Source organism: Pseudomonas sp. AL03, assembly GCF_029960815.1.
GTDB lineage: Bacteria > Pseudomonadota > Gammaproteobacteria > Pseudomonadales > Pseudomonadaceae > Aquipseudomonas.
In genome coordinates, this window is the sequence record NZ_JASBRE010000002.1 from 31,999 (window position 1) to 49,831 (window position 17,833).

At 57.3% G+C, this 17,833-nt stretch carries 20 protein-coding genes; 6 read left to right on the forward strand and 14 right to left on the reverse strand.

What is annotated here, in order from left to right:
- Positions 1–64 precede the first annotated feature (64 nt).
- Complete coding sequence (grxD, locus tag QK293_RS02310) at positions 65–406, forward strand: Grx4 family monothiol glutaredoxin (protein ID WP_282375364.1); 342 nt, start codon at positions 65–67, stop codon at positions 404–406.
- A 161-nt stretch (positions 407–567) separates the two neighbouring features.
- Here grxD and bfr read toward each other — a convergent pair whose 3' ends face one another.
- Positions 568–1,041: a bacterioferritin gene (gene bfr, locus QK293_RS02315; protein WP_017340571.1), complete on the reverse strand. Its 474-nt coding sequence runs from the start codon at positions 1,039–1,041 to the stop codon at positions 568–570.
- Positions 1,042–1,240: 199 nt separating this feature from the next.
- Positions 1,241–1,459 carry a bacterioferritin-associated ferredoxin gene (locus tag QK293_RS02320; RefSeq protein ID WP_282375365.1) on the reverse strand — a complete coding sequence of 73 codons (219 nt, stop codon included), beginning with the start codon at positions 1,457–1,459 and terminating at the stop codon, positions 1,241–1,243.
- A 303-nt stretch (positions 1,460–1,762) separates the two neighbouring features.
- On the opposite strand from QK293_RS02320, the gene QK293_RS02325 reads away from it, so the two are divergent.
- On the forward strand, positions 1,763–2,365 hold the full coding sequence (locus QK293_RS02325) for a peroxiredoxin (protein WP_064679479.1): 603 nt from the start codon (positions 1,763–1,765) through the stop codon (positions 2,363–2,365).
- 72 nt (positions 2,366–2,437) lie between these two features.
- Here the strand turns inward: QK293_RS02325 and rnt are convergent, their stop codons facing one another.
- Positions 2,438–3,115, reverse strand: a complete 678-nt coding sequence (gene rnt / locus QK293_RS02330; protein ID WP_282375366.1) for a ribonuclease T — start codon at positions 3,113–3,115, stop codon at positions 2,438–2,440.
- On the reverse strand, positions 3,112–4,158 hold the full coding sequence (pyrC, locus tag QK293_RS02335) for a dihydroorotase (protein WP_282375367.1): 1,047 nt from the start codon (positions 4,156–4,158) through the stop codon (positions 3,112–3,114). Before pyrC ends, rnt begins: the two co-directional genes overlap by 4 nt.
- Positions 4,159–4,317: 159 nt before the next feature.
- Here pyrC and QK293_RS02340 point away from each other — a divergent pair, with 159 nt between their 5' ends.
- Complete coding sequence (locus QK293_RS02340) at positions 4,318–5,226, forward strand: OmpA family protein (RefSeq protein WP_282375368.1); 909 nt, start codon at positions 4,318–4,320, stop codon at positions 5,224–5,226.
- Between the two features lie 128 nt (positions 5,227–5,354).
- Positions 5,355–6,572 carry an argininosuccinate synthase gene (locus QK293_RS02345; protein WP_007898502.1) on the forward strand — a complete coding sequence of 406 codons (1,218 nt, stop codon included), beginning with the start codon at positions 5,355–5,357 and terminating at the stop codon, positions 6,570–6,572.
- A gap of 172 nt (positions 6,573–6,744) precedes the next feature.
- Here QK293_RS02345 and QK293_RS02350 read toward each other — a convergent pair whose 3' ends face one another.
- Complete coding sequence (locus QK293_RS02350; protein ID WP_282375371.1) at positions 6,745–7,377, reverse strand: hypothetical protein; 633 nt, start codon at positions 7,375–7,377, stop codon at positions 6,745–6,747.
- Between the two features lie 572 nt (positions 7,378–7,949).
- Here QK293_RS02350 and QK293_RS02355 point away from each other — a divergent pair.
- Positions 7,950–8,576, forward strand: coding sequence for a response regulator transcription factor (locus tag QK293_RS02355; protein WP_008155570.1), 627 nt, complete (start codon positions 7,950–7,952; stop codon positions 8,574–8,576).
- Positions 8,577–8,665: 89 nt separating this feature from the next.
- On the opposite strand, the gene QK293_RS02360 is transcribed toward QK293_RS02355, so the two are convergent.
- From QK293_RS02360 to metG, 8 genes are all read right to left on the reverse strand, one after another.
- A complete protein-coding gene (locus QK293_RS02360) occupies positions 8,666–8,845 on the reverse strand; it encodes a hypothetical protein (RefSeq protein WP_282375372.1) in 180 nt (59 codons plus the stop codon).
- A gap of 106 nt (positions 8,846–8,951) precedes the next feature.
- The gene (gene nth, locus QK293_RS02365) at positions 8,952–9,590 is read right to left on the reverse strand and encodes an endonuclease III (RefSeq protein ID WP_282375373.1); all 639 of its coding nucleotides are present in this window, start codon (positions 9,588–9,590) and stop codon (positions 8,952–8,954) included.
- Between the two features lie 25 nt (positions 9,591–9,615).
- A complete protein-coding gene (locus tag QK293_RS02370) occupies positions 9,616–10,203 on the reverse strand; it encodes an Rnf-Nqr domain containing protein (protein ID WP_282375374.1) in 588 nt (195 codons plus the stop codon).
- Entirely contained in the window at positions 10,200–10,808 is a 609-nt protein-coding gene (locus QK293_RS02375) for an RnfABCDGE type electron transport complex subunit G (protein WP_282375375.1), read from the reverse strand. Before QK293_RS02375 ends, QK293_RS02370 begins: the two co-directional genes overlap by 4 nt.
- Positions 10,805–11,797: an RnfABCDGE type electron transport complex subunit D gene (locus QK293_RS02380; RefSeq protein WP_282375376.1), complete on the reverse strand. Its 993-nt coding sequence runs from the start codon at positions 11,795–11,797 to the stop codon at positions 10,805–10,807. Before QK293_RS02380 ends, QK293_RS02375 begins: the two co-directional genes overlap by 4 nt.
- Positions 11,784–12,734, reverse strand: coding sequence for an electron transport complex subunit RsxB (rsxB, locus tag QK293_RS02385; RefSeq protein ID WP_282375377.1), 951 nt, complete (start codon positions 12,732–12,734; stop codon positions 11,784–11,786). The genes QK293_RS02380 and rsxB overlap by 14 nt, the downstream gene beginning before the upstream one ends.
- Complete coding sequence (locus QK293_RS02390) at positions 12,731–13,300, reverse strand: Rnf-Nqr domain containing protein (RefSeq protein ID WP_282375378.1); 570 nt, start codon at positions 13,298–13,300, stop codon at positions 12,731–12,733. The genes rsxB and QK293_RS02390 overlap by 4 nt, the downstream gene beginning before the upstream one ends.
- A 143-nt stretch (positions 13,301–13,443) precedes the next feature.
- Positions 13,444–15,495 carry a methionine--tRNA ligase gene (gene metG / locus QK293_RS02395; protein ID WP_282375379.1) on the reverse strand — a complete coding sequence of 684 codons (2,052 nt, stop codon included), beginning with the start codon at positions 15,493–15,495 and terminating at the stop codon, positions 13,444–13,446.
- Between the two features lie 331 nt (positions 15,496–15,826).
- Between metG and apbC the strand changes: the two genes are divergently transcribed.
- A complete protein-coding gene (apbC, locus tag QK293_RS02400) occupies positions 15,827–16,921 on the forward strand; it encodes an iron-sulfur cluster carrier protein ApbC (RefSeq protein ID WP_282375381.1) in 1,095 nt (364 codons plus the stop codon).
- 66 nt (positions 16,922–16,987) lie between these two features.
- On the opposite strand, the gene QK293_RS02405 is transcribed toward apbC, so the two are convergent.
- Complete coding sequence (locus tag QK293_RS02405; protein WP_282375382.1) at positions 16,988–17,746, reverse strand: SDR family oxidoreductase; 759 nt, start codon at positions 17,744–17,746, stop codon at positions 16,988–16,990.
- Between the last annotated feature and the right edge of the window lie 87 nt (positions 17,747–17,833).

Genomic DNA, 17,833 nt, shown 5'->3' on the forward strand with positions numbered 1-17,833 from the left:
GGGTTTCCGTTACAATGCGCCACCGTGCCGACCACTGAGTCGGAAAGTTCAGCCGAGGTGTTCCATGGATATCATCGAAACGATTAAAGAGCAGATTGCTAACAACACCATTCTGCTTTACATGAAAGGCTCGCCGAATGCCCCGCAGTGTGGCTTCTCCGCGAAAGCCGCGCAGGCCGTGATGGCGTGTGGCGAAAAGTTTGCTTACGTGGACATCCTGCAGAACCCGGAAATCCGCGCCAACCTGCCAAAGTACGCCAACTGGCCAACCTTCCCGCAACTGTGGGTCGGTGGTGAGCTGGTCGGCGGTAGCGACATCATGACTGAAATGTCTGCTGATGGTTCGCTGCAGAGCACTATCAAGGCTGCTGTCGAAGCTGCTGCTGCCAGCAAGACCGAAGCCTGATCCGCTTTTTGTAGGCGCGAGGCTTGCCCGCGAAGGCGTCTTACCTGAAAGACCGCTTTCGCGAGCAAGCTTCGCTCCTACAAGAGCGAAGGCACAAAAAAGCCCCGCCTCTTTAAAGGAGCGCGGGGCTTTTTATTGTCTCGAGTTTAGCGGGCGCTAACTTACTCTTCGCCCATCTGCGATTGCAGATAGTTCTCAAGACCGACTTTATCGATCAGGCCCAGTTGGGTTTCCAGCCAGTCGATATGTTCTTCTTCGGACTCAAGAATATCTTCAAGCAGTTCACGGCTGCCGAAGTCGCCAACGGTTTCGCAATGAGCGATGGCTACTTTGAGATCAGCGTGACCGGTGCGTTCGATACGCAGGTCGCACTCAAGCATTTCCTGGGTGTGTTCGCCGATCTGCAGTTTGCCCAGGTCCTGGACATTCGGCAGGCCTTCAAGGAACAGGATGCGCTTGATCAGCTTGTCCGCGTGCTTCATCTCATCGATGGATTCGTGGTACTCGTGCTTTCCGAGCTTGTTCAAACCCCAATCTTCGTACATGCGTGCATGCAGGAAGTATTGATTGATCGCGACCAGCTCATTGGCAAGGATCTTGTTGAGATGCTGGATGACTGTAATGTCGCCTTTCATGATGGGGTCCTGCCCTGTATTAGCTGTCTATAAGGCAGAGTTTGAGCCGCGTAATTAAGAGTGTCAAACCTAAGTTATTGAAAATTAAGTGAAAATTAATCGGAATAAGAATGTTTGTGTTCCGCGTCTAGAGCGTAAGCGGTTGATTTTCAGACATAAAAAAACCGAACATCAAGTCCGGTTTTTTGAAATAGGGTATTTACGCGGCAGTAAATTCTACGGAATAGGGAATCGCGGACTGAGCCGATTGCAATTTGGTCAGGGTTTCGCGGACCACTTCCTTGGCAAGGCAGGCACATTTGCCGCATTGGCTGGCTACGCCGGTGGCCTGTCGGACTTCTTTATAGCTGCAGCAACCTTCATAGATTGCATCGCGGATTTGACCGTCGGTGACGCCAGTGCAGAGGCAGACATACATAAGTGAAAACCGTCGCTGGTTGTGACTCAATTGCGATGGATCTTAATGTTAACGAGAATGATTGTCAAAGTGGTTTCAGAAAGCTTTGGTCGAGGCTGACGAACGGTTTCCCCCTCAGCGTCGATCACACGGAAAACCTGTCGACAGCATTTCCCTTGGCAAAAAAACCGTTAAGGACAGGTCAAAAACGCAGTGTATGATGGCCGGTCCTTGCGAAGCGGGTTCGTGTCACAGGGCTGTCGCCTGAAGGTGGCAGGCTGATGCGAGCCCAGTTCTTCACGTTATTACACCAGGAGATATCCAATGAGCGTACTCGTAGGCAAACAAGCCCCTGACTTCACCGTACCGGCCGTACTCGGTAATGGCGAAATCGTAGACAGCTTCACCCTGTCGTCGGCCATCAAAGGCAAATACGGCCTGGTGTTCTTCTACCCACTGGACTTCACCTTCGTTTGCCCGTCCGAGCTGATCGCTCTGGACAACCGCATGTCTGACTTCAAGGCTCGCAACGTTGAAGTGATCGCCGTTTCGATCGACTCGCACTTCACCCACAACGCCTGGCGCAACACCCCGGTCAACAATGGTGGTATCGGTGAAGTTCGCTACACCATGGCTGCCGACCTGAAGCACGAAATCGCCAAGGCCTACGACGTTGAGTCCGAAGGCGGCGTGGCTTTCCGTGGCGCATTCCTGATCGACGACAAAGGCGTTGTCCGTTCGCAGATCATCAACGACCTGCCGCTGGGCCGTAACATTGAAGAGCTGATCCGTCTGGTCGACGCTCTGCAATTCCACGAAGAGCACGGCGAAGTTTGCCCTGCCAACTGGAAAAAAGGCGACAAAGGCATGACCGCTTCGACCGAAGGCGTCGCGGCTTACCTGACCGAGAACGCTGCTGCGCTGTAAGGCACGTTTGAGGCATAAAAAAACCGGCCGTTGAGGCCGGTTTTTTTATGGGCGGGATAAACCCGACGACGATCAGTCGTTGTAGTCTTCCCAGCCGCCCATTTGTTTCCAGCGATTGACGATGCCGCAGAACAGCTCGGCCGTCTTCTCGGTGTCGTAGCGAGCCGAGTGGGCCTCGCGACCGTCGAAGTCGATATCAGCTGCCTGACAGGCCTTGGCCAGTACCGTTTGGCCGTAAGCCAGACCGGCCAGGGTTGCAGTATCGAAGCTCGAGAACGGATGGAACGGGTTACGTTTCATGTCCAGGCGCGCGACGGCGGCGTTGAGAAAGCCCAGATCGAAGCTGCTGTTGTGCCCGACCAGAATCGCCCGTTTGCAACCATTGGCTTTAAGGGCCTTGCGGATGCCGCGGAAGATATCGGTCAGCGCTGCTTCCTCACTCACTGCCATGCGTAGCGGATGATCGAGTTTGATCCCGGTGAATTCCAGGGCGGCCGCTTCGATGTTTGCGCCTTCAAAAGGCTCTACGCGAAAGAAGTAGGTGTGGTCGGGGTACACAAACCCTTTTTCGTCCATGCCGATGGTGGTGGCGGCAATTTCCAGCAACGCGTCAGTGGCAGAGTTGAAACCACCGGTTTCAACGTCGACAACGACTGGCAGGTACCCACGGAAGCGTTCAGCCATCGGGTGGCGCGAACCACCTCCACCGCCTTGACCTTCCTGTTCGTCGTCGAAATGGTCTTCACTCACGCGTGTTCCTCCAGCAGGCGCCAGCGCAGTTTTTCACCGGCGCGCAGCGGGATTACGGTCAGCTCGCCAAATGGCAGGCTGGTTGGGGCGGTCCACTCATCGCGGACCAGGGTGATGCGATCGGTGTTCACCGGCAGGCCGTAGAAACGCGGGCCGTTCACGCTGGCAAAGGCTTCGAGCTTGTCCAGCGCGTTGCGTTGTTCGAAGGCTTCGGCATACATCTCAATCGCGGCATAAGCGGTATAGCAACCGGCACAGCCGCAAGCGGCTTCCTTGGCGTGCTGGGCATGGGGCGCCGAGTCGGTACCGAGGAAGAACTTGTCGCTGCCGCTGGTGGCGGCGTCGAGCAGGGCTTCCTGATGGGTGTTGCGCTTGAGGATCGGCAGGCAATAGAAGTGCGGCCGAATCCCGCCCACCAGCATGTGGTTGCGGTTGTACAGCAGGTGATGCGCGGTGATGGTCGCGCCAACATTGGCCGAAGCCGCGTTGACGAACTGCACGGCGTCAGCGGTGGTGATGTGTTCGAACACCACTTTGAGCGTCGGGAAACGCTCGACCACTCGACGCATGTGCTCATCGATGAAGATTTTTTCGCGATCGAAAACGTCGACATCGCCACGGGTGACTTCACCGTGAACCAGCAAGGGCATCCCGACTTCGGCCATGGCCTCGAGTGCAGGGAAAATCTTGTCGATGCTGGTGACACCGGAGTCTGAGTTGGTGGTCGCGCCTGCCGGGTACAGCTTGGCGGCGTGAATGAATCCGCAGGCCTTGGCCTCGCGAATTTCTTCGGGCTGTGTAAGATCGGTCAGGTACAGCACCATCAACGGTTCGAAGCGACTGCCGGCCGGGCGTGCAGCGAGAATCCGCTGGCGATAGCCGTCGGCTTCAGCGGTGTTACGCACCGGAGGTACCAGGTTGGGCATGATGATGGCGCGACCAAAGGTGCGCGCGACATCCGCGACTGTATTGGTCAACACAGCACCATCGCGAAGATGAATATGCCAGTCGTCGGGACGCAGCAGGGTCAGGCGGTCGGACATGAGGGGATTCCAGGCGGGTCAAACTGAGGGGAATGCTACCGGAAAAGACTCTTCCAGGCACTCGCTATCAAGTTTTGCAGGAAGCTTCCGATATCCAACAGGTATGCCGTAAACCTGTGTATGTCGGTCTTTTTGTTGTAGAAGCCAGTGGAGCCTCCCGTGCGCCAGCGTTATTTAGCCTTGCTCAGCGTATTTGCCAGCCTTCCCGCGATGGCGCTCACTTTCCAGACCCGTCTGGAGAGCATCGAGTGGACGGTCGAAGGAGACAAGTTCGAGTGCCGCCTGACTCAGCCGATCACCGATTTTGGTTCCGGCGAGTTCGTGCGCCGCGCCGGCGAGCAAGCGACGTTTCGTCTGAAGGCCGACAACGCGATGATCGGCGGCGGTTCGGCGACCTTGCTGGCGGCGGCTGCACCCTGGCAGCCGGGGCGTGGCGACATTAACCTCGGGTCTGTGCGAATCGGCAGTGGCAATGTGCTGTTCAACAGTTCGCACGTTCAGGCCGGGCGTTTGATCAGTGGCCTGATGGATGGCCGCAGTCCGGTTGTTCGACATTACTCTGGCGATGGCCGGATGTCGGAAGTGCGTCTGTTGCCGGTCAAGTTCAGCAAGGCCTTCAACGACTACCAGGGCTGCGTGGCAAAACTGCTGCCAAAGAATTTCGAGCAGGTCAAACAGTCCGAAATTGGCTTCCCCGGCGAAGGCATCGATCTTGACGCGCGGGCCAAGGCTCAGTTGCTGGTGATGCTGGATTTCATGAAGGCTGATCCGACGGTCAACCACATCGAACTCGATGGCCACTCCGACAATAGCGGCAACCGCCTGACCAACCGTGACCTGTCGCGCCGCCGGGCTCTGGCGGTCATGGACTTCTTCAAGGTCAATGGTATTCAGGAATCGCAGATCACCCTGCGCTTCCACGGCGAGCGTTATCCGTTGGCGCCCAATACCAGTTCTGCCAACCGGGCGAAGAACCGTCGGGTCAATGTGCACCTGGCGCGGGTTGCGCCCACCGAAAAGCCAGCCCCTCAGGCCACTGCAGCGGCGAGCGCCGCGTCGACTTCCTGAACCCGCTGTATTCGTCGCTCACTCGACATAATATGTCGCTTCGTCGTCATAAGCTGTCGCGCCTCTGTAAATTATCCTGCATGACCGGTAGACTTGACGGCTTTCCGTAGAACCCGTGGAGTGATGGCATGGCGGACGTAAACAAGGTCGTTCTGGCGTATTCCGGCGGCCTGGACACTTCGGTGATCCTCAAGTGGCTGCAGGATACTTATAACTGTGAAGTCGTGACCTTCACCGCTGACCTGGGTCAGGGCGAAGAGGTCGAACCTGCACGCGCCAAGGCACAAGCCATGGGCGTGAAAGAGATCTACATCGACGACTTGCGCGAAGAATTCGTGCGCGATTTCGTTTTCCCGATGTTCCGCGCCAACACCGTTTACGAAGGCGAGTACCTGCTGGGTACTTCCATCGCTCGTCCGTTGATCGCCAAGCGCCTGATCGAAATCGCCAACGAAACGGGGGCAGACGCCATTTCCCACGGCGCCACCGGCAAGGGCAACGACCAGGTTCGTTTCGAACTGGGCGCGTACGCCTTGAAGCCAGGGGTGAAAGTGATTGCTCCGTGGCGCGAATGGGACCTGCTATCCCGTGAAAAGCTGATGGATTACGCTGAAAAGCACAACATCCCGATCGAGCGTCACGGCAAGAAAAAATCCCCGTACTCGATGGATGCCAACCTGCTGCACATCTCCTATGAAGGCGGCGTGCTGGAAGACACCTGGACCGAGCACGAAGAAGACATGTGGAAATGGACTGTCTCCCCGGAGAAGGCTCCTGACAAGGCGCAGTACCTGGAACTGACCTACCGCAACGGCGACATCGTCGCACTGGACGGCGTCGAAATGACCCCGGCCACCGTGCTGGCGACCCTGAACCGTATCGGTGGCGAACACGGTATTGGCCGTCTCGACATCGTCGAGAACCGCTACGTTGGCATGAAGTCCCGTGGCTGCTACGAAACCCCTGGCGGCACCATCATGCTGCGCGCTCACCGTGCGATCGAATCAATCACTCTGGACCGCGAAGTGGCTCACCTTAAAGACGAGCTGATGCCTAAATACGCCAGCCTGATCTACACCGGTTACTGGTGGAGCCCTGAGCGTCTGATGCTGCAACAGATGATCGACGCGTCCCAGGCCCACGTGAACGGTGTTGTGCGCCTGAAGCTGTACAAGGGCAACGTGATCGTCACCGGTCGCAAGTCCGACGAATCGTTGTTCGACGCCAACATCGCGACCTTCGAAGAAGACGGCGGCGCTTACAACCAGGCCGACGCGGCGGGCTTCATCAAGCTCAACGCTTTGCGCATGCGTATTGCGGCGAACAAAGGCCGGAAGCTTTTCTGAGATTTTTGAAGCCGTAATGGAATGACCGTAGTGAATAGAGTTGTGGCCTTGTCGATGACAAGGCCACACATCTGAATAGGGAGGATTTCCTGCTGGACATCGTTTTAACAGCGTTCTTTTTGTTTCTGTAATACCTTCCTTCTGTTTCTTCTCTCTGAAAGCTCTTCAAGCGTTACCTGCTGCGTGTCAGGTAAAAAGAGTGATCAAGTATCGTCAGGCCACGTGAATTCAAATTGTAAGCAATGCAGAGTGTTGGACCGTTGCGGTTCTTTGTCTCTTTTGAATGCGAGAGGGCGCTTTCCTTCAGTAATGCCTCCGAATCGGTACAGGTGAGAAATACGATCACTTGCGCAGGGCTTCCCTGTGGGTGCAGATTTTTTTCAATCCAGGCGCCAAACTCCTTTTTTTTGCTCAACCACCGCGCATCGACGATGTGCAGGTTTTTTAGCGGCTCGGTCAGGCTCACGTGCTGTAGCGCCGAGAGGCTTGTCTGAATTCCGATCCCGGAGGGAGGGTCCTTCAGGTTATCGGGCCGCTGACCGCGATCAGCGTTGTCCAACACGTCTAAAAAATGCTTTCCTTTCCCATAATCGGAGGGCGCGTACAGCGACCGGTAGTTGAAGTTGAGTGTGGCGAAGAAAAGAAAAAGCAAATAAAAGGGAAAACTGATCAGGAACCAGACATAGAGCTCTTTCTCCTTGTTGTCGAGAAACGGCAGTGAGACGGCGGCCGATGTTTCAGAAATAGCGGCAAATATGGCAATAACGGTCATCGGGTTGATGATTTTTTTCTTTAGTTTGTTCATGTTTTCTGCTCATGGGGATATTGTCTTTTCTCAAATGGGTAATGTTATTGGTTTTAATTTTAATAACTAATTGATTGGTGTCTTTGTTTGTGTGGTGCTCCTTTAAGGTTGGATTTCAATGGGGGATAGTAACGGCAATGAGCGTGGGTTGGGTATATCTGTTGTTGATGTTTAAGATTGTGTTGGATTGAATCTTTTTGAAGTGTTGCCTGGTGTGATTTTTTCTTAATCCTTGATGTGCGCTGTTTGCGGTATGGGTGTCAGGTCGAAAACATCCGTTACTTTTAAGCGTAGCTCAATAGTCGGTGTTCGTTGGATCGCTTGCAGCGGACCCTGTTATTTGGCTTTCTGGATGTAAATAGAAACAAAAAAACTGCGGAAAATATAAATACCTTCAGGTCGATAAGGTTTTTAGCCACCGGTATTTTTGGATGTTTTGTAAGATAAATCTCTAATGTCTGTAAGGAATGTCTCTCGGTGCAGGTCGCCGAGGGGGGCGGCATGCCATGGATGAAACGACTAGGCTATTGTGCGGGCTCTAAAAATTCGAACAGCGAAAATTGGACTTGCCCATGAATAAAGTGCTGATCGTGGATGATCACCCCGTCATTCGTCTTGCGGTACGAATGCTAATGGAGCGTCATGGCTACGAAGTCATTGCAGAGACAGATAACGGCGTGGATGCATTGCAACTTGCCCGTGAACATATGCCGGATATTGTCATCCTGGATATTGGAATACCGAAACTTGATGGGTTGGAAGTTATCGCGCGTTTAACCTCGACAGCAATGCCCATGAAAGTTCTGATACTGACCTCTCAGGCACCTGGGCATTTTTCCATGCGTTGCATGCAATCGGGTGCCGCCGGGTATGTCTGCAAACAACAGGATCTCACCGAATTACTCAGTGCAATAAAGGCAGTATTGTCAGGCTACAGTTACTTTCCGAATCAAGCCTTGCATACCGTACGTTCCAGTTTGGGGAACGCCAGCGAGGCCGATATGGTGGATCGTCTGTCAGGACGGGAAATGATGGTCTTGCAGCAGTTGGCCCGAGGCAAGACCAACAAGGAGATCGCCGATGGAATGTTTCTCAGCAATAAGACTGTCAGTACTTACAAGACCCGCCTGTTGTTGAAACTCAATGCTCGCTCTCTGGTCGACCTGATCGAATTGGCTCAACGCAATGGTTTGGTGTGACGGCCTCAACGTTTGACGAGGCGCGATAAGCGGGGGCATCAGGGCGTGGCACTTAGTAAAAAGCCTCCGTTTCGGGAGGCTTTTAGGTGTCATAGATCAAAATCGTAATCGGTCAATTGCTTTTGCAGTCGGCGCTCCTCCAACAGATTGTCGATGGTACGGCGTTTGCTCAGGTTGGTCTTCGCCACTTCAACCACCGGCTCAGCGTCATCAGCCTCAACGGGGGTGAAGTCGTCTTCTACGTCCAATTGCTCTTTGCCAGTGCTCATAGTGTTACTCCAGGCTAAGACTGCCTTTGGCGCTCCTTATAGCGATAATCTCCCGGCGGGTAAAAAAGATTTTTTCAATCGATAAATCAAAATACCTAATAGCGCCTCAATCGTCGGAAGTCTTTTGCTTGTATTCGCACAAGTCTTCGATCCGGCAACTGCCACAGCGAGGCTTGCGGGCCAGGCAAACGTAGCGTCCGTGGAGGATCAGCCAGTGATGGGAGTCGAGCAAATATTCCTTCGGCACGAACTTCATCAGTTTGTTCTCAACCTCGACCACATTTTTGCCTGGAGCAATGCCGGTACGATTGCTGACCCGGAAAATATGCGTGTCCACGGCCATGGTCAGCTGACGGAATGCGGTATTGAGCACCACGTTGGCGGTCTTGCGGCCGACGCCGGGTAACGCTTCCAGCTCTTCACGGGTTTGCGGCACTTCGCCTCCATGACGTTCCACCAGCAAGCGACAGGTCTCGATCACGTTTTTCGCTTTGCTGTTGAACAGGCCGATGGTCTTGATGTATTCCGACAGTCCCTCGACACCCAAGGCATAAATCGCCGCCGGCGTATTGGCCACCGGATAGAGTTTGGCAGTGGCCTTGTTCACGCCGACATCGGTCGACTGGGCCGAGAGAATCACAGAGATCAGCAATTCGAACGGCGAGGAGTACGCCAGTTCGGTCTTTGGTTCCGGGTTGTCTTCGTGAAACCTGCGGAAAATTTCCAGACGTTTTGCGGCATTCATGGGCAGTGCGTTTCCTCGAAGGCGGTCAGTGAGAGGGCGTCGAGCGGGTCCAGGCCTGACGTGCGGCGATCAGCAGTCCCAGCAGAATGAATCCGCCAGGGGCCAGGGCGGCCAGGCGCAAGCCACCGTCGGCGGTCAGTACCCAGCCTTGCCAGTCCGCTTGCGCAGTGCCAGCCAGCCATGGCAGATGGCTGCCGAATGTTCCGTTGCCGATGAATTCGCGCAGCAAGCCAAGGCCCGCCATCAACGCGCCGAACAAGCCACACAGGCGCAGGCGATCACGCCGGGCGCTCTGGAAAAAGCCGGTGTTTTCCAGCACGACGCATTGCAAGGCGATCAATCCTGCATACAACCCCACATGGTGGTGCCATTGCAGCGACCAGAGTTGCGCGGCGAGTTCCGCGCAGCTGGTCAGCGTGGCCGCCAGCAGGACGCCGGCAAGCAGGTGTGTCACCGGGAGCAGTCGAGATCGCAAGGCACCCATGCACACACCAAAGGCATTGATCACTACGATGAACATCAGCCACAAACCCAAAGCGGACACCAGTGAGTCCGTGGCGCCGATCAGCGGCGCGAGCATCAGCGAGTTCCGCAGAGACGATGACATATTCATGGGGGGCTACTCCCGATCAACTGTTGCCGGCGCTCATCGAAGTAACGCAACGCGTCATGGATGGCGTTGATCACTGCTCTTGAAGTAATGGTCGCCCCCGCCAATTGATCGAATTGCCCCTGATCCTTTTTCAAGGCCCAGCCAGCGTCGGCGGGTTCGGTTCGAGATTTACCGACAAACAGCTGAAACCAGGCATTAGGCCAGTTGGCAATCTTGCCACCCAGCCCCGGGGTTTCTGATTGCTTGAGCGTTTTGACGCCAAGCAACTTGCCGTTTGCGTCGATGGCGATCAGCAATTCGATGGCGCCCTCATAGCCTAAGGTCTGGCTGCGCAGCAACACGGCGCTGGGTTGGCCAGTCTTGGTCGCCAGATAGCCACCCAGCAGCGTGCTGTTGGCCAACTCAGTGTTTTCGAGGGCGAGCGGCTGTTCCAACGGCTGATTGTCGTAGCGCTCGACGGGCAGCAGATCCAGCAGGTTACGGCTGTCGATCAGGCGCTGTTCGGCCGCAATGCGCGGCGCGCTGATGTGCTGGACCAGGTACGTCACGCCAATCCCCAGGCCTGCCAGTAACACCAGGACCACAGCGGTCGATGCTCGGCTCATGGCGCACCCCGTTCCTGTCTGGAGGCGACAAACCGCTCCAGCGCCGGCACACAGAGGTTCATCAACAGCACGGCAAAGGCTACGCCGTCCGGATAACCACCCCAGGTACGAATCAGGTACGTCAGCAGCCCGACGCCCGCGCCGAAAAGCAGTCGCGCGCCGGGGCTTTTTGCGCCAGACACCGGTTCCGTGACGATGAAGAATGCACCCAGCATGCTCGCGCCCGTGAGCAGATGAAACAGCGGCGAGCCATGGGAGTCGGAGCCTGAGCCGTTCCAGAACAGCAGGCTGATGATGAACAGGCTGGCGAGCATGCCGACCGGCGCATGCCAGCTGAACACCCGTTGTTGCAGCAGAATCGCGCCGCCCGCCAGAAAGGCCAGGTTGACCCATTCCATGCCTCGGCCGCCGAAGTGACCGAACGCCGGGTTAGCGGCAAACAGTTCGTCCATGGTCAGGCTTTTGTTGATCCGCAGGCTGTCCAGCGCTGTGGCCTGGACCCAGGCATCCGGCGTCTGGCTGAAGCTGAGCCCAAACACCTGCTGCAAGCCGTCGAGCAGGTCCAGTCCATGGGACGACGGCCAGTGGGTCATCTGTTGGGGAAAGCTCACCATCACGAGGGCGAAACCGAGCATTGCCGGGTTGAATGGGTTATTTCCTACGCCGCCATACAGGTGTTTGCCGAACACCATCGCGAACGCCGCGGCACAGACCGTCAGCCACCACGGGCAATAAGGCGGCAAGGCCAGAGCCAACAGCGTTGCGCTGACCAGCGCACTGCCGTCGCTCAAGGTCGGCTTGAGCGCAAGCTTGCGCAAGCGCAACACGGTCGCTTCAACGGCCAGTGCGGTAACACCCGTCAGAATCAGGTTGATCAACACGCCCCAGCCGTACAGCCAGAAAAACACCAGTATCCCTGGCACGGTGGCCAGCAATACCAGCTTCATGGCCTGCTGAAGGCGCTCGTCGACCGATTCAAGGGGCGACATAGGCATCCACTTGGCGCTCGGCTTCATTCACCGCGAGTTCCAATGCTTCGATTTGCTCAGCCGGCACTTCGCTGGTGCGGGCTTTCTTGAGTTCGGCGCGGCGCATGGCCAACTGGATCTTTGCCCGATTCAACTGCGCATTTTTCGCCGGAACGACGGGCGCCGGGGCCGGCGGTGCAGTGCTTTCCAGCTTCGCCAACGCCTGTTCGGCAGCCTCGAACTGTTGTTGCAGGACGATCAGTTGCGACTGCTGTTCGAAGGTCGGCGGATGCCCGAACGCCTTGAGAGACTTGTTCAGTTGCGCCCGACTCATCGCCAGATCGATCTTGGCTTTTTTCAACGCCGTATCCGGCACCTCACTGTGCTGGACGGCGCGCTGGGCTCGGGCCTGACGTTCGGCGATTTTCTGTTCTTCTTCACGACGCAGGCGAGCGTTGCGTTGTTCGAATCGGCGCCGTGCGTGATCGCGCTTGGCCGTCCGGGCGCGTTGTTCCTCAGGGCTGAACGCCAGGCCGCCGACAATCGGTAGCACCGTGGCCAGCGGCAACGGCCGCATCTCGATGCAATCCACCGGGCAGGGCGCCACGCAAAGGTCGCAACCGGTGCATTCATCGACGATCACGGTGTGCATCAATTTCGCCGCACCGACAATGGCATCCACCGGGCAGGCCTGGATGCACTTGGTGCAGCCGATGCATTCGGCTTCGCGAATATAAGCGATCTGCGCCGGTGCCGAGCCGCGACTGACGTCCAGTTCCAGCACTGGCACGTTCAACAGCTCGGCCAGGGCTGCGATGGTTTCGCTGCCGCCCGGCGGGCATTTGTTGATCGGCTCGCCGCTGGCAATGCCTTCGGCGTACGGTTTGCATCCAGGATGGCCGCACTTGCCGCATTGGGTCTGCGGCAAGAGGGCGTCGATGCGTTGAATCAGACTCATGTTTTGATCAGTCCACTGAATCCGAGAAAAGCCACTGCGATCAGTCCGGCGCCGATCAACTCGATCGGCAGGCCACGAAAGGGCAGGGGGATATCATTATCGAGTGTGCGTTGGCGCAAGTCGCTGAACAGGCTCAGTACCAGCCAGAAACCCAGCCCGGCACCCAGGCTCAGGGCCATGGCGTGGAAGAGTCCTTTGTCGTCTTGAGCGTTGAGCAGCATCAGGCCGAGTACGCCGGCGTTGCCCAGCAGCAGGGGCCAGAGGCCATCGAACGCAAGCTTTGGAAGTGACCGAGAAAGCACTTTCAGCAGCGGGCCAATCAGCAAAACGCTTAAAGGCAGGAATACGAAAAGGCGCAGCGACGTCAGCTCCAGCGGGATCAGCAGCCAACGGTAGGCCGAGTAGCCCAGCGTGCCGACGATCAGCATCAAGCAAGCCGTCGCAAGGCCCAGTGCGTGGACCTGCCGATGCTCGTTGCGCAACAGCGGATCGACGCCCAGCGGCCAGTGCAACACGAGGTTGTTGATCAGGGCTGCACTGATAAGCGTAAGAACAATTTCGGTCATGATCGTGCCGGCAAGAACGGGGCTTTTTAACAGAGCGGTCTAAAAAGCTTAGGCATTATCCGGCAAGGACGGAGGGTGGGCCAGACATGAAAAATCCCACAGTCGCGCCAGGCACGACTGTGGGATCGATTTACTGCACAACCTTACTTGATGCGCTGACCTGGCTTGGCGCCGCTGTCAGGGCTGAGCAGGTAGATTTCTTCACCACCAGGACCGGCAGCCATCACCATGCCTTCGGAGATGCCGAACTTCATTTTCCGTGGCTTGAGGTTGGCGATCATCATGGTCAGGCGACCATTGAGCTTGGACGGATCCGGGTAGGCACTCTTGATCCCGGAGAACACGTTGCGTTGCTCGTCACCGATGTCCAGGGTCAGGCGCAGCAGTTTGTCAGCACCTTCCACGTGTTCGGCCTTGAGGATCAGGGCGACGCGCAGGTCGACAGCGGCAAAGGCATCGAACTCGATCTCTGGCGACAGCGGATCCTTGGCCAGTTCGCCATTGCCGACAGGTGCAGCGTCACCGGTGTCAGTCTGGCTGGCGGTCAGGTCTTCTTTCGAAGCGTCGCTCATGGCTTGCACTTTTACCGGGTCGATACGGGTCATCAACGGTTTGAACTCGTTTAGCTGATGGTTGCTGAGCAAGGTGGCGTGATCGTTCCAGGTCAGCGGCGCGACGTTGAGGAACGCCTCGGCGTCGGCGGCCAGCAGCGGCAGCACAGGTTTGAGGAAGATCACCAGCTGGCGGAACAGGTTGATGCCCAAGGCGCAGATGGCCTGGACTTCGTCCTGCTTGCCTTCTTGTTTATTCAGCGACCACGGGGCCTTGTCGGCGATCCAGGCGTTGGCGCGGTCGGCCAGGCCCATGATCTCGCGCATGGCACGGGCGAAGTCGCGAGCCTCGTAGGCGTCGCAGATGCTCGGCGCTGCGGCCAGGAACGCTTCGGTCAGTTCCGGCGCGGCATTACCCGCCACCAGCACACCGGCGTTGCCTTTATGGATGAAACCGGCGCAACGGCTGGCGATGTTGACGACTTTACCGACCAGGTCGGAGTTGACCTTCTGCACGAAGTCTTCGAGGTTCAGGTCGAGGTCGTCGACGCCACGGCTCAGCTTGGCCGCGTAGTAGTAGCGCAGGTACTCCGGCGACAGGTGGTCCAGATAGGTCCGGGCCTTGATGAAGGTGCCGCGGGATTTGGACATTTTCTGACCGTTGACAGTCAGGTAGCCGTGCACGTTGATGCCGGTCGGTTTACGGAAACCGGCACCTTCGAGCATGGCTGGCCAGAACAGCGCGTGGAAGTTGACGATGTCCTTGCCGATGAAGTGGTACAGCTCGGCGGTGGAATCCTTGCCCCAGAACGCGTCGAAGTCCAGGTCCGGACGACGGGCGCAGAGGTTCTTGAAGCTGGCCATGTAGCCGATTGGCGCGTCCAGCCAGACGTAGAAGTATTTGCCTGGCTCGTCGGGGATTTCGAAACCGAAGTACGGCGCATCGCGGGAGATGTCCCACTGTTGCAGGCCGGCATCCAGCCATTCGGCGATCTTGTTCGCCACGGCCTCTTGCAGGGTGCCGCTGCGGCTCCAGGCTTGCAGCATTTCCTGGAAGTCCGGCAGCTTGAAGAAGAAGTGCTGGGAATCCTTGAGCACCGGGGTGGCGCCGGAGATCGCCGACTTCGGATCCTTCAGATCAGTCGGCGCGTAGGTCGCACCGCATTTTTCGCAGTTGTCGCCGTACTGGTCTTCGGTGCCGCATTTCGGGCAGGTGCCCTTGATGAAGCGGTCGGCCAGGAACATTTTCTTTTCCGGGTCGAAGTACTGAGTGATCGAACGCGTGGCAATGTGCCCGGCGTCGCGCAGCTTCAGGTAGATCTGGCTCGACAGCTCACGGTTTTCTTCGGCGTGAGTGGAGTGGAAGTTATCGAAGTCCACCAGGAACTCGGCAAAGTCGGCGCTGTGTTCAGCCTGGACGTTGGCGATCAGTTGTTCCGGGGTGATGCCTTCCTTCTCCGCGCGCAGCATGATGGCCGAACCGTGGGCGTCGTCGGCGCAGACATAAATGCATTGATTGCCGCGGTGCTTCTGAAAGCGCACCCACATATCGGTCTGGATGTATTCCAGCATGTGGCCAAGATGGATCGAACCATTGGCATAGGGCAGGGCGCTGGTGACGAGGATCTTGCGTGGCTCGGACATGGGGCTCGGCTACTTGATGAAACGGAGGTCGGCCACTATAAAGCGCCGGCGCATATTTTTCACCCCCAAGGCCAACCCCCGCGGACCTTAGTAGCAGCTGCCGAAGGCTGCGTTCGGCGGCGAAGCCGTCGCCAATCCTGTCACCCTGATTTGCCTGGCACACCGCGGCGCTTGGGTTTGCGACGGCTTCGCCGCCGAACGCAGGCTTCGCCAGCTGCTACAGGTATCATTCGACCATGGGTTATTTGTCACGTTTTGAAAGCATGCCGTCCAGGCCATAGAACGGTTAGGATACCCACCTGATTTTCCAGTCTTGCTATCGGAGTTGCCCATGAGCGTCGTCAATCGCGCAGCGGTGGAAGCCGTCCTTCGCCAATACACCGACCCTTACCTGAACCAGGATCCGGTCAGCGCCGGGTGCGTGCGCGGCATCGACATTCAGGGTGATCGCGTCAGCGTCCAACTGGAGCTGGGTTACGCCGCCGGTCTGTTCAAGAGTGGCTGGGCGCAGTTGCTGCAAATGGCCATTGAAGGGCTGGACGGCGTGACCATCGCCCGCGTCGAGATCACCAGTGTCATTGCCGCGCACAAGGCTCAAGCGCAGATCCCGGGGCTGGCCAACGTCAAGAACGTGGTGGCCGTGGCATCCGGCAAGGGCGGTGTGGGCAAATCAACCACCGCTGCCAACCTGGCCTTGGCCCTGGCCCGCGAAGGCGCCAAGGTCGGGATTCTCGACGCGGACATTTACGGACCGAGCCAAGGCATCATGTTCGGCATCCCCGAAGGCACCCGACCCAAGGTCAAGGATCAGAAGTGGTTTATTCCGATCGAGTCCCACGGCGTCGAAGTCATGTCCATGGCGTTCCTGACCGACGACAACACGCCGATGGTCTGGCGCGGGCCGATGGTTTCCGGTGCCTTATTGCAACTCGTCACTCAAACCGCCTGGGGCGACCTCGATTACCTGGTCATCGACATGCCACCAGGCACCGGTGACATCCAGCTGACCCTGGCGCAGAAAGTCCCGGTGGCCGGCGCGGTGATCGTTACCACGCCGCAAGACCTGGCGTTGCTGGACGCGCGCAAAGGCGTGGAGATGTTCCGCAAGGTCAACATCCCGGTGCTGGGCGTGGTGGAAAACATGGCCGTGCACATCTGCTCCAATTGCGGACATGCCGAGCATCTTTTCGGTGAGGGCGGTGGTGTGAAGCTGGCCAACCAGTACGGCGTCGAGCTGCTGGCTTCCTTGCCGCTGTCGATGATCATCCGCGAGCAGGCCGATGGCGGCAAGCCAACGGTAATCGCCGAGCCTGACAGCCCGATTGCGATGGTTTACCAGGAACTGGCCCGCCATGTCGGCGCGCGGATCGTGTTGCAGGAAGCGGCGACACCGGCAATGCCGAACATCACGATCAGCGACGATTGATGCGGTCCTGACTGAAACAAAAACGCCCGATGCATCTGCATCGGGCGTTTTTTTATGGGCGCAGAATCAGATCCGCAACCCGCCATCCATTTCCAGAATCCGACCGGTGTAGTAGTCGTTCTCGAAAATGTAGGCCGCCGAATGGGCGATCTCTTCAGTCTTGCCCATGCGCTTGAGCGGAATCGCGGACGTTATCTTCTCCAGCGCCTCAGGCTTCATGCTCAGCGTCATCTCGGTTTCGATAAAGCCCGGTGCAATGCCCGCCACCCGAATACCGTAGCGTGCCAGTTCCTTGGCCCAGGTCACGGTCGCCGCAGCGACACCCGCCTTGGCGGCGGAGTAGTTGGTCTGACCGACGTTGCCAGCGCGGGAGATCGACGAGATATTAATGATCGTGCCGCTGTTGTTCAGCTCGACCATTTTGGCCGCGACTTCACGGGTGCACAGGAATACGCCGGTCAGATTGACGTCGATGACTGCCTGCCACTGGGCCAGGCTCATCTTGGTCATCTCGCCGTCCTTGACCTTGATGAGCAGGCCATCGCGCAGAATCCCGGCGTTGTTGATCAGGCCATGGATCGCGCCGAAGTCTCCGGCAACCTGGGCGACCATATGGGTCACTTGCTCTTCATTGGCGACATTGCACAGATAAGCGCGAGCATCGACGCCTTTAGCCTTGCAAGCGGCGACAGTGTCGTCGAGTTTTTCCTGGTTCAGGTCCACCAGCGCCAGTTTCGCGCCTTTAGCGGCGAAATACTCGGCCATGGAACGGCCTAAACCCTGGCAACCGCCCGTGATAATGATTACTTTGTCAGTGAGTTGCATTTGCATGCCCCAATAGCAGGTCAGAGGAGTGGGTTCCTTTTAGAGAGCCTCTCGATCTGCACCTGATGTGGCCTGGCTGCACATGAG